The sequence below is a fragment of the Maricaulis sp. CAU 1757 genome (genome assembly GCF_054482675.1).
The window spans coordinates 903425-915213 of record NZ_JBTLRI010000001.1 but is presented as its reverse complement, the minus strand read 5'-3'; the positions used below and the strand labels follow the sequence as shown (position 1 = coordinate 915213).

The 11789-nt window shown below is 65.5% G+C and carries 10 protein-coding genes; 7 read left to right on the top strand and 3 right to left on the bottom strand.

Annotated elements, in window-relative coordinates; translation table 11 throughout:
* The first annotated feature begins 1 nt into the window (after position 1).
* The 3 genes from ACXYMR_RS04255 to ACXYMR_RS04245 are packed head-to-tail and all read left to right on the top strand — an operon-like array spanning position 2 to position 2517.
* On the top strand, positions 2-943 hold the full coding sequence (locus tag ACXYMR_RS04255) for an alpha-E domain-containing protein (protein ID WP_458941510.1): 942 nt from the start codon (positions 2-4) through the stop codon (positions 941-943).
* Between the two features lie 5 nt (positions 944-948).
* Complete coding sequence (locus tag ACXYMR_RS04250) at positions 949-1749, top strand: transglutaminase family protein (RefSeq protein WP_458941509.1); 801 nt, start codon at positions 949-951, stop codon at positions 1747-1749.
* Between the two features lie 33 nt (positions 1750-1782).
* Entirely contained in the window at positions 1783-2517 is a 735-nt protein-coding gene (locus ACXYMR_RS04245) for a peptidase (RefSeq protein WP_458941508.1), read from the top strand.
* Here ACXYMR_RS04245 and ACXYMR_RS04240 read toward each other — a convergent pair.
* Positions 2514-3251, bottom strand: coding sequence for a CPBP family intramembrane glutamic endopeptidase (locus ACXYMR_RS04240; RefSeq protein ID WP_458941507.1), 738 nt, complete (start codon positions 3249-3251; stop codon positions 2514-2516). The genes ACXYMR_RS04245 and ACXYMR_RS04240 overlap by 4 nt on opposite strands.
* 101 nt (positions 3252-3352) lie before the next feature.
* On the opposite strand from ACXYMR_RS04240, the gene ACXYMR_RS04235 reads away from it, so the two are divergent.
* Both ACXYMR_RS04235 and ACXYMR_RS04230 read left to right on the top strand, forming a co-directional pair.
* A complete protein-coding gene (locus ACXYMR_RS04235) occupies positions 3353-3997 on the top strand; it encodes a TetR/AcrR family transcriptional regulator (RefSeq protein ID WP_458941506.1) in 645 nt (214 codons plus the stop codon).
* A gap of 6 nt (positions 3998-4003) precedes the next feature.
* The gene (locus ACXYMR_RS04230) at positions 4004-4630 is read left to right on the top strand and encodes a LysE family translocator (protein ID WP_458941505.1); all 627 of its coding nucleotides are present in this window, start codon (positions 4004-4006) and stop codon (positions 4628-4630) included.
* A 12-nt stretch (positions 4631-4642) separates the two neighbouring features.
* Here ACXYMR_RS04230 and ACXYMR_RS04225 read toward each other — a convergent pair whose 3' ends face one another.
* Positions 4643-5209 carry a nuclear transport factor 2 family protein gene (locus tag ACXYMR_RS04225; protein WP_458941504.1) on the bottom strand — a complete coding sequence of 189 codons (567 nt, stop codon included), beginning with the start codon at positions 5207-5209 and terminating at the stop codon, positions 4643-4645.
* A 95-nt stretch (positions 5210-5304) separates the two neighbouring features.
* Between ACXYMR_RS04225 and gyrB the strand changes: the two genes are divergently transcribed.
* Both gyrB and ACXYMR_RS04215 read left to right on the top strand, forming a co-directional pair.
* Complete coding sequence (gene gyrB, locus ACXYMR_RS04220) at positions 5305-7704, top strand: DNA topoisomerase (ATP-hydrolyzing) subunit B (protein WP_458941503.1); 2400 nt, start codon at positions 5305-5307, stop codon at positions 7702-7704.
* A gap of 98 nt (positions 7705-7802) precedes the next feature.
* On the top strand, positions 7803-8456 hold the full coding sequence (locus ACXYMR_RS04215; RefSeq protein WP_458941502.1) for an SDR family oxidoreductase: 654 nt from the start codon (positions 7803-7805) through the stop codon (positions 8454-8456).
* 436 nt (positions 8457-8892) lie between these two features.
* On the opposite strand, the gene polA is transcribed toward ACXYMR_RS04215, so the two are convergent.
* Positions 8893-11679, bottom strand: a complete 2787-nt coding sequence (gene polA / locus ACXYMR_RS04210; RefSeq protein WP_458941501.1) for a DNA polymerase I — start codon at positions 11677-11679, stop codon at positions 8893-8895.
* Positions 11680-11789 lie beyond the last annotated feature (110 nt).

Here is an 11789-nt window from a genome sequence, read left to right as displayed (position 1 = left end):
GATGCTGGGCAAGACCGCAGCCGGCCTCTACTGGATGTTTCGCCAGCTGGAACGCTCGGAAAACACCGCCCGCCTGATCGAGGCCGGGTTCCGCATGGCCCTGACACGCGCCGCCGACGGCGAGGCGGAATGGGAGTCGATCGTCACCACGGCCGGCTGCCGCGACGCCTACCTAGCCGAGTTCGATCGTTTCGAGGCATCCGACGTGATCGATTTCCTGCTGCGCAGCCGGGACAATCCGTCCAGCGTCCTGTCCCTTGTCGACTCCGCACGCAACAATGCCCGCCTGGTGCGAACGGCCCTGACGCGCGAGGTCTGGGAGGCGGTCAATGTCGCCTGGATGCGCGTCAACAAGCGCCTCGCCAAGCCGGTTCGCCCGGCCGACCTGCCCGACATTCTCGCCTCGGTGCATCGCAAGAACAGCCTGGTGCGCGGTGTCTTTCACGGCTCCATGCTGCGCGACGACATCTTTTCCTTCGCCCGCCTTGGCACATTCATCGAGCGCAGCGACAAAATGGCCCGCATCCTCGACGTGAAGTACTACGTGCTTCTGCCCTCGGTCTCCTATGTCGGGTCCAGCCTCGACAATGCGCAATGGGAGACGGTGCTGCGCTGCGCCTCGGCCGACCGCTCCTTCCACTGGTTGCAGGGCGGCGATCTGAAGCCCGCCCGGATTGCCGAATTTCTCATGCTGTCGCCGGAAATGCCGCGCTCCCTGGTCTATTGCGCGGACAAGCTGGTGGGCAATCTGCGCCATCTCGACGCGTGCTATGGCCAGCGCCAGCCCAGCCTGCGCATGGCCGAGGACATGCGCACCCGGCTGCGCGAGGAAAGCGTGGACCAGATCTTCCGCATCGGCCTGCACGAATACCTGACCGACTACATCGCCGCCAACAATGCGCTGGGCCAGCAGATCCAGGCCGACTACCGCTTTCGGGAGTGACCGCCATGCGCCTCGCCATTACTCACCAGACCCGCTACGCCTTCGACGAGCCGGTCCCCTACGGTCTCCAGCAGGTTCGTCTGCGACCGATCACGCGGGCCCATCAGACAGTGCATGCCTGGACCCTGACCATCGACGGCGGCTCGAAGGAAGTGACCTTCCGCGACCAGCACATGAACGAGGTCGATCTGATCCGCATCGATCCGGAAAGCCGCTCCATCACCCTGACCTGCGAGGGCGAGGTGGAAACCGGCGACCATTCCGGCATCGTCGGTTCGCATGTCGGCATTGCTCCGCTCTGGTATTTCCGCCGGGTCACCAAGCTGACCGGTCCGGGGCCGCGCATCCGGGCGCTGGCCGAGGCGTACCAAGGCGATGGCAAGGACGATATCGACCGCCTGCACGACCTCAGCGCCACCATCCTGCAGGAAGCCAGCTACCAGACCCGGACGACGCATTCCGGGACCACGGGCGAGGAAGCGCTGGAGAGCGGTCAGGGCGTGTGCCAGGACCATGCCCACATCCTCATCTCCGCGGCTCGCCTGCTAGGCTATCCGGCCCGCTATGTCAGCGGCTATCTGATGATGAATGACCGCGTCGAACAGGAGGCCAGCCATGCCTGGGCCGAAGTCTTCGTCGACGATATCGGATGGGTCGGATTCGATGTCTCAAACGGCATTTCGCCGGACCCGCGCTATGTGAAAATCGCCACCGGCCTCGACTACGAGGAAGCGGCGCCGGTTGCCGGCGTGATGTATGGTGGCGGCGAGCACAATCTCGATGTGACGCTGCAGGTGCAGCAATGACGTGTTCAACCTCTGTCGCGAAAGGTTAGCCCCGTGACATATTGCGTGGCCCTCAGATTGGACCGTGGCCTGGTCTTCATGTCGGACACCCGCACAAATGCCGGCGTCGACAACATCTCCATGTTCCGCAAGCTTTTCACCTGGTCGATCCCGGGCGAGCGGGTGATCTCGGTGATGACGGCCGGCAATCTGGCCACGACCCAGGCCGTGGTGTCGCTGCTCGAGGAGCGCCTCAAGGCTCCGGCCGAGCGCTCGCCCTCGATCATGGAAGCGCCGACCCTGTTCCAGATCGCCAACATCGTCGGCGACACCTTGCGCGAATGCGTCGAGCGCCAGTCCGGTGGGCCTGATCATCCGCCCGACCCGGCCTTCAATGCCACTCTCATCGTGGGCGGCCAGATTGCCGGTCAGAAGCCGGCCATCTTCATGGTCTATCCGGAAGGGAATTTCATCGAGGCCAGCGATGACACGCCCTACTTCCAGATCGGCGAAACCAAGTATGGCCGGCCGATCCTGGTGCGCGTCTTCGACAGCGGGATGAGCCTGGAGGCGGCGGTGAAGATGCTCTGCCTGTCCTTCGACTCCACGATCAAGGCCAACCTCTCGGTCGGCATGCCGCTGGATTTTCACGTCTACACGGCGGACAGCCTGGAGACCGGCGAGGAACGGCGCATTCTCGAAGACGACACCTATTTTCGCGAAGTCTCGGCCGATTGGCACACCTCGCTCCGCGCGGCCTTCGAGAAACTGCCCGATTACGAATTCTAGGCCGGCGTCGCCGCGGCGTCGCTGTCGGCCGTGCGGTCGAGGATATGCGCCATCAGTCCGGCGCTGCTGTCGGCCAGGATATGTACCAGGATCGCCGGCCACAGCGATCCGGATGCCACCACGATGACGGTCATCAACACCGTCACTGGTACGATGCGGGCCATGCCGGACAGGCCCTGGTAGGCATGCGCGGCAACGAATGCGATGACGCTGACCAGGGCGGCGGCCCAGAGCGGCATGACCAGGGCCAGGCTCATGATCAGGAAGCCGCGGAAGATGATTTCCTCGGTGATGCCGGCGGTAACCGAAAGGCCCTGGAAGGCAACCTTTTCCGGGCCCGTTTCCGGGCGGATTAGGGCCAGCCCCGAGGACTCGTCGAACTGCTGGCGCAGTTGCGCCCGGGACTTTTGCGAGCGGCTCACCTGGACCAGGGAGTAGAGCGCATAGGCCAGCGCCAGGGCGGCCAGCCCCCAGCCGATCAGGGCGCCGGTGCCGGTCGGCATGGCCAGGCCGAGCTGTTGCAGGCTCAGGCCGGCCCACATCCAGCACACCAGGACAGCGCCGGTGGTCACCCACAGCAGGGCCGCCGTGCGGGCATAGGTGACGAGGCGCGGATCGGTGACGCCGGTGCGGCGGCGCTGGATTTCTTCCCAGCCGGTATAGGCGAGCAGCGCAAGGAGTATGATGAGGCCGGCGATCAGGGATGGCTGGCTGGTCAGGGGTGTGAGGTCCATGATGGGCTCCCGGGCTTGACCCAGACCGGACCGGGATGCGATCTGGGGTCTGGCATTAATGAGAATGCGAATTCACATTCACATTTAGAGGCGGAATTGGAATGAGTCAAGCCGCAAAGCCGGCCAAGCAGGCCCGTTCGAAAGCGAGCCGTGACAAGCTGGTCGCGGCCCTCGACCGATTGTTGCGGGAGCGGGACTTCGAGAACATCTCGATCGCCGATCTGGCGGCCGAGGCGGGGCTGTCGGTCGGCGCGGTTTACCGGCGTTTCGAGAACAAGGACGCCTTTATCCCGGTGATATTCGAACTCTACCAGGTGCGGCACGACGCCTTCATGGCGTCTGGCGAGGCCCGCCTGGACCTGCCTGAAGGAGCGGGCCTGCGCGAGGCCCTGCACATGGCGATCTCGACGGCCATGTCCTTTTTGCGCCGGGAAGGCCACTTGATACGTGCCGCCCACCTGTATGGCCGGTTGCGACCCGATCTGGTGGGCGAGGAGTGGGACGAACTTCTCGATCTTGCGGTCGAGGGCATGCGCCAGCTGGTGGCGGCCTTCAGCGACGAGATTGCCCGCAGCGACCCGGAGGCCGCGGCCCGCATGCTGACCTATCTGATGAATACCCTGCCGATCGAGAAGGGCGTCTACGCCGAAGAGGGTGTCGGTTCCGTCCTCAACTTCGACGATGATGCTTTTGTGGACGCCATGGTGCTGACGATCTACGGCTATCTGACCACGCCGGAAGCCTGAGTCTGCATGACAATCGAGACCCTATTCCTGTTCGCCGGGGCGCTCCTCGTGCTGTTTGTCACGCCGGGCCCGGGCATCGCCGCCATGATCGCGCGGACCCTAGACGCCGGGCCATGGCACGCGGCCACCTATGGCGCCGGCATCCTGACCGGTGACATGTTCTGGTTCACCCTGGCCGTGACCGGTCTGGCAGCGCTGGCCGAACAGCTGGGCGCCTTCTGGTTCGTGGCCAAGCTGATCGGTGCCGGCTATCTGTTCTGGATGGCCGGACGGGCCTGGTGGAGCGCCTGGTCCGGTGCCCGGCCGAAGCCGGTGTTTCCCAGCGGCTCTCGGCGCTCCTGGGCGGCGACCTGGATCGCCGGGGTGGCCATGCCGCTGTCCAATCCCAAGCCGATCGTCTTCTACCTGACGCTGGTACCGGCCTTCATCCCGATCGAGGCGATCACGCCGTGGAGCTATGCCGCCATGTTGCTGATCATGGTTCTGATGGCTGTGCCGACGGCCGGCTTCTACATCATCATGGCCCACCGCGCCCGCAAATGGCTGGTCACACCGGCTGTCCGGCGCGGCGCCGACGTGCTGACCGGCACCATCTTCGCTGTCATCGGCCTCGTCCTGCTGGTCCTGCGCTGACCCCGCCGGGCCCTACTGCCCGGCCACGTGCGCGATACGCCATTCATCGCCGCGCCGAAGCCAGATCTGGGTGCCGTAACCGGTCAGCTCCAGGCGCTCGCCGGAATGCAGGTGAACCACCTCGTCATAGGTGTTGAGCAGCAGGATGGTATCGCGATCCAGCGTGCGAATTTCCACTTGCGGGAAGTCCAGCCGCTCGATGTCCGCAATGGACCCGAGGGAGTTGGCATAAAATGTCGCCCACTCATCCGGATCCTTGATGATCTGACCGGCGATATTGGCGCTGAAACCCGCGCTCCAGAAATGCTCGAGGGCCGCCGCGTTATCGAGCCGCTCCACAGCGTCCACCATGTCGCGAAAACGGATGCAGACGGCTCGCTCCTCGATCGACAGCGCTTGGACGGCGCTGCAGGAATCCGAATTTTCGGGTCCGGATGCCGGTGCGGCAGCGTCGGACGTGTACGCGGTGGCCGGGGTGGCGAGCGCAATCATCAGGGCGATGCTCGCCCCTAAGGTTTTCGTATGTGTCATGAGCGCGGGATAGGTCGGCTGCGGCCCGGCTGGCAAGCGGGAATTCAATCCTTGTGCATCGCCTCGCCCCCGCCGCCCCACGCGTGCGCGTACGCGTGTGCGCGCGTGTGGCCAGCGCCCGGCGAACAGGCTAGAAAGTCCCCATGACGGAACAAGCGAATCAAGAATACGGCGCGGAGTCGATCAAGGTCCTCAAGGGGCTCGACGCCGTGCGCAAACGCCCGGGCATGTATATCGGTGATACCGATGACGGATCCGGCCTGCATCACATGGTCTACGAGGTCGTCGACAATGCGATCGACGAGGCGCTGGCCGGCCATTGTTCGGAGGTCCTGGTGACCCTGCACGCCGACGGCTCGGCCTCGGTGCGCGATGACGGGCGCGGCATTCCGACCGACATCCACCAGGAAGAGGGCGTCTCGGCCGCCCAGGTCATCATGACCCAGCTGCACGCCGGCGGTAAGTTCGACCAGAACTCCTACAAGGTGTCCGGCGGCCTGCACGGTGTCGGCGTCTCAGTCGTCAACGCCCTGTCGGACTGGATGGACCTGACCATCTGGCGCAAGGGCAAAAAGCACCACATGCGCTTCCGTCGCGGCGATGCCGAGGCCGATCTCAAGGTCGTCGGCGATGCCGAGGCCGGCCAGACCGGCACCGAAGTGCGCTTCATGCCGTCCGACGAAACCTTCACCATGACCGAGTTCAACCGCGAAACGCTGCAGCACCGGCTGCGCGAGCTCGCCTTCCTGAACTCCGGCGTCAAGATCACCCTGCGCGACGAGCGCGAGGACGAGGTGTTCTCCGACACCATGGTCTATGAGGGCGGTGTGGGAGCCTTTGTCTCCCACCTCGACCGCAACAAGACCCCGCTCTTCACCCCGCCCATCTTCATCAAGGGCGAGCGCGAAGGCGTGACCGTCGAGGCGGCGCTGGAGTGGAATGACAGCTATCACGAGAATGTCCTCTGCTTCACCAACAACATCCCGCAGCGCGATGGGGGTACCCACCTGGCCGGTTTCCGCGGCGCCCTGACCCGCATCGTCAATTCCTATGCGGCCTCGTCCGGCCTGGCCTCAAAGGCCAAGGTGTCGATCTCCGGCGATGATGCCCGCGAAGGCCTGACCTGCGTTCTGTCGGCCAAGGTGCCCGACCCGAAATTCTCGTCCCAGACCAAGGACAAGCTGGTCTCGTCCGAGGTCCGTCCGGCGGTCGAGGGCATAGTCGGCGAGACCCTGGCGGAATGGTTCGAGGAACACCCGAACGAAGCCAAGCAGATCGTCTCCAAGATCATCGAGGCGGCCTCGGCCCGCGAGGCGGCACGCAAGGCGCGCGAGCTGACACGGCGCAAGTCGGCGCTCGACATCACCTCGCTGCCCGGCAAGCTGGCCGACTGCCAGGAAAAGGACCCGGCCAAGTCCGAGCTGTTCATCGTCGAGGGTGACTCGGCCGGCGGCTCCGCCAAGCAGGGACGCCACCGCGAGAACCAGGCCGTGCTGCCGCTGCGCGGCAAGATCCTCAATGTCGAGCGCGCGCGCTTCGACAAGATGCTGTCCTCCGACCAGGTCGGCACCCTGATCACGGCCCTGGGCACCGGCATCGGCCGCGACCAGATCAATTACGAGAAGCTGCGCTACCACAAGGTCATCATCATGACCGACGCCGATGTCGACGGCGCCCACATCCGCACGCTGCTCCTGACCTTCTTCTACCGCCAGATGCCCGAGCTGATCGAGCGCGGCTATCTCTACATCGCCCAGCCGCCGCTCTACAAGATCACCAAGGGCCGGTCGGAACGCTATGTGAAGGACCAGGCTGAAATGGACGCCTATCTCATCGAGGAGGGGGTCTCGGACGCCTATCTGACCCTGGCCAGCGGCGAGACGCTGAGCGGTGAGGACCTGGCCGCCCGGGTCAAGGATGCCCGCGGCATCAAGCTCTCTGTCGACCGCCTGACCGCCCGCGCGCCAGGCTTTGCCATCGAGGCCGCGGCCCTGGCCGGGGCCCTGGTGCCCGACCCGGAAGCCGCCGCCATCGAACAGGCCGTGGCCCTGCTCAACCAGTATGCCGACGAGGGCGAGGACGGCTGGACCGGCCGTCTCGGCGATGATCACGGCCTGGTCTTCGCGCGTGAAGTGCGCGGCGTTACCGAAACCGTGGTGCTGGCCGAAACCCTGCGCGAGAGCCCGGATGCCCGCCGTCTCAACGAGCGCGCCGCCGGTCTGGCCGGGGATTATGTCGGCGCCGCCAGCTTCGTGCCCAAGTCCGGCCCGGTCACCATCCACTCGCCCAGCCAGCTGGTCGAGGCCGTCATGGCCTCGGGCGCCAAGGGCATGAAGATCCAGCGCTACAAGGGTCTCGGCGAGATGAACCCGTCGCAGCTCTGGGAAACCACGCTCGACCCCGACGCCCGCTCCCTGCTGCAGGTCTCCGTGACCCATGCCGACACCGCCGACGAGCTGTTCTCCAAGCTCATGGGCGATGTCGTCGAACCGCGCCGCGACTTCATCCAGGAACACGCCCTGGAAGCGGAAGTGGACCTCTAGCCAGCCGCCTGTCCGGGCTCCCGAGCTGTATCCCGTCTGAACCATCGGCCCGCGGGCCCGTTGGGTAGGCACACCGATACACGCACAAGGAGCCCGACATGCGGATTTTCATCATTGGCGCCACCGGCGGCGTCGGACAGCGCCTGTGTCCGAAACTCATCGCGGCGGGCCATGATGTCATCGGCCTGCACCGCAAGCCGGAACAGGCCGCCACGCTCAAGCAATGGGGCGTCACCCCGGCCTCGGGCGATCTCACCAAGCTCAGCGAGACCGAGCTCGGCGGCCTGATGAGCGGCTGCGACGCGGTGATCTTCTCCGCCGGCGCCGGCGGCGGTCCCAAGGACAAGACCACCGCCATTGACGGCGACGGCGCCATCAAGGCCATGAGCGCCGCGGAAAACCACGGCGTCGATCGCTTCTACCTGGTCTCGGTGATCATGGATGCCGGCCGCGACCGCGAGCCGGACGAGCAGTTCGAGCACTACATGAAAGAAAAGCGCCGGGCCGACAACGCCCTCGCCGCCAGCAAGCTGGACTGGGTCATCCTGCGCCCCGGCACGCTGCAGGACGAGGCTGGTGATGGCCGCATCCGCGCCGGCCGTGCCATCGACTATGGCGACACCGCCCGCGGCCATGTCGCGGCAACCCTGGCGGCCCTGGTCGAGACCCCGGCCCTGAGCCAGGAAATCATCGAACTCACCGATGGCGACACGCCGGTGCAGGAAGCGATCACCGGACTGGTGCGGGTCTAGCTGTAAGGACGAGCAAGGCGCGCAAGCTGTACCCGGCGCGCCTGTCATCGTCCTGCTGCGTAAACAGGCGGCGCCGCAGCGCCCAGCCCACCAGTCATCTCTTGCCGGGATTTCGCCTCAGGGGTTCAGCCGCGTCAAGGGCGCCGCAGGCGCCGCTGCGCGGTTGCACCCTTGACGCGGCTGAACCCCTGAGGTCCGCTGGCTGACAACAGATCAATGGCTCTTTCCGCGCCCGGCGCGCTCAGCTTTCACATTGCCAGATACAATCTGAAAACAAACCGTTTCCCCCGCCTTCATGGCGGGGCCTCGAATCCCCTCTGTACCCACGATGGGCAACGCCTTGCTTTCGGCCGCCGATCCAAGGCCCCGCCATGAAGGCGGGGAAAACCAGCAATGAGGGAAGGGGGCCGTGAAGTCGGCAGCAGCTTGGAAGCGCCTAATGCGCCTCCCCCCAGGTCCGCCCCGCCTTCGCATCGACCACCAGCGGCACACTCAGCTCAAGCGCCGGCCGGCAGGCCTCGCCCATAACCCGTTTCGTCAGCGCAATGAGATCCTCGGCCTGGTTCTCCGGCACTTCGAACACCAGTTCGTCATGCACCTGAAGCAGCATGCGGGCGTCCAGATTGGCCGACCTCAGCGCCTCCGGCATGCGCACCATGGCGCGCCGGATAACATCCGCCGCCGTGCCCTGGATCGGCGCATTGATGGCCTGGCGCTCGGCGAATTGCCGCATGTTCGGATTCTTGTCGCGAATGCCCGGGAAGTGCGCCCGCCGCCCGAACAGGGTCTCGACATAGCCGCGCTCCTTCACCTCCGCCTTCATGCGATCCATGTAGGCCACGATACCGGGGAATTTCTCGAAATAGGCCTCGATGAAGCGCTTGGCTTCCTCGCGCGACACGTCGATCTGGTTGGCCAGGCCGAAGGCTGAAATGCCGTAGATGACGCCGAAATTGATCGCCTTGGCCTGGCGCCGCACCATCGGGTCCATGCCCTCCAGCGGCACCCCGAACACTTCCGAGGCCGTCATGGCGTGGATGTCGATACCCTCGCGGAAGGCCTGCTTGAGGCTGTCGACGCCGGCGATATGGGCCAGCAGGCGCAGCTCGACCTGCGAATAGTCCGCCGCCACCAGCACGTGCCCCGGCTCGGCGATGAAGACTTCGCGGATCTGCCGCCCGGCCTCGGTGCGGATCGGGATGTTCTGCAAATTGGGCTCGGTCGAGGACAGGCGCCCGGTCGTGGTGGCCGCCAGCGAGAACGAGGTGTGCACCCGCTGGGTGCGCGGATTGATGTGCTGGAACAGGCTGTCGGAATAGGTCGATTTGAGCTTGGCGTACTGGCGGTATTCCAGCAGCGCCACCGGCAGGGCATGGCCCTCGGCGGCCAGCTGGTCGAGCACTGCCGCATCGGTCGACCAGGCCCCGGTCTTGGTCTTCTTGCCGCCGGGCAGGCCCATCTCGCCGAACAGGATCTCGCCGATCTGCTTGGGCGAGGCGACGTTGAAGGCGTGCCCCGCCGCATCGTGCGCCGCGGCTTCCGCCGCCGCCATCTTCTGGGCGAAGTCCGAGGACAGCCGCTTCAGCCGGTCCGGGTCGACTTTGATGCCGGTCACTTCCATGTCCGCCAGCACCTGCGCCATCGGCCGTTCCAGCGTCTCGTACACCGTCGACATGCCCTTGGTGCGCAGCGCCGGCTTGAGGATCTCGTGCAGCCGCAGCGTCACGTCGGCGTCCTCGGCCGCGTACTGCGTCGCCTTGTCGAGCGGCACCTTGTCGAAGCTGATCTGGTTCTTCCCGGTGCCGCAGATTTCCTTGAACGGAATGCATTGATGCCCGAGATACAGCTCGGCCAGCGCGTCCATGCCGTGCCCGTGCAGGCCGGCTTCCATGACATAGGAGACCAGCATGGTGTCGTCATAGGGCGTCACCTGGATGCCGTAGCGTGACAGCACGGCGAGGTCGTACTTGAAATTCTGGCCGACCTTGAGCACGGCCGGGTCCTGCAGCAACGGCTGCAGCGCCTCGAGGGCCATTTCCAGGTCCAGCTGGTCCGGCGCCGCACCGGTGTCGAACATGTCGCCGGCGCCCTGCGGATCGACATGCGCCAGCGGGATGTAGCAGGCCTCGCCCGGCGCGACCGCCAGCGAGATGCCGACCAGCCCGGCCGCCGAGGAGGACAGGGCGTCGGTCTCCGTGTCGACCGCCACGATGCCGGTCTCGCGCGCCCGTTCGATCCAGCGCTCCAGCGCCTGCATCGTGGTCACGCATTCATAGGCGTCGCGGTCGATCGGAGCCGTGGCGTCACCGCTCTCATCGGCCACCGGAGCGCCGAGCGCTTCCTCGACCCGGCGGGTGAAGGTGCGGAATTCCATTTGCTTGAGGAAACCCACCAGGGTTTCCGGGTCGGGCTCGGAAATGCCGAACTCGTCCAGCTCTTCCGGCATCGGCGCATCGGTCTTGAGGGTGACCAGCCGGCGCGAGATGCGCGCCATCTCGGCATGCTCCAGCAGCTTCTCGCGGCGGCCCTTCTGCTTGATCTCGCCGGCCCGCTCGAGCAGCGTATCGAGATCGCCATACTCATTGATCAGCAGCGCCGCCGTCTTGACCCCGATCCCGGGCACGCCGGGCACATTGTCGACGCTGTCGCCGGCCAGCGCCTGGATGTCGATCACCCGGTCCGGGCCGACGCCGAACTTCTCCAGCACCTGCTCCGCCTCGATGCGCTTGTTCTTCATGGCATCGAACATGTCGACCTGGTCGCTGACCAGCTGCATCAAATCCTTGTCCGAGGACACGATGGTGACCTTGGCGCCCTTCGCCTCGGCCTGGCGCGCATAGGTGGCGATGATGTCGTCGGCCTCGTAATCCTCCAGCTCGATGCACGGTGTGCCGAAGGCGCGCGTGGCGTCGCGGATGATCGGGAATTGCGGCACCAGGTCTTCCGGTGCCGGTGGCCGGTTGGCCTTGTACTGGTCATAGATTTCACTGCGGAAGGTCTTGCCGGAATGGTCGAAGATCACGGCCAAGTGCGACGGCGCGTCCTCGCCCTTCAGATCCTCCAGCAGCTTCCACAGCATGTTGCAGAAGCCCTGCACCGCTCCCACCGGCGTGCCGTCCGAGCGGGTCAGCGGCGGCAGCGCGTGATAGGCCCGGAAGATATAGCCCGACCCGTCAATCAGGTAGACATGGCTGGTCTCGTCGACGGGTTTGGTGATGGCCATTCTGAACTCCTTGGGCGCTGAATCGGGAGACTAGCGCGCAGCGGCCGCGCGGTCATCGCTGCACAACTGCGCAAGGCGTTGCGGGTGGCGGTGAAGTCTGCCGGGGTGCT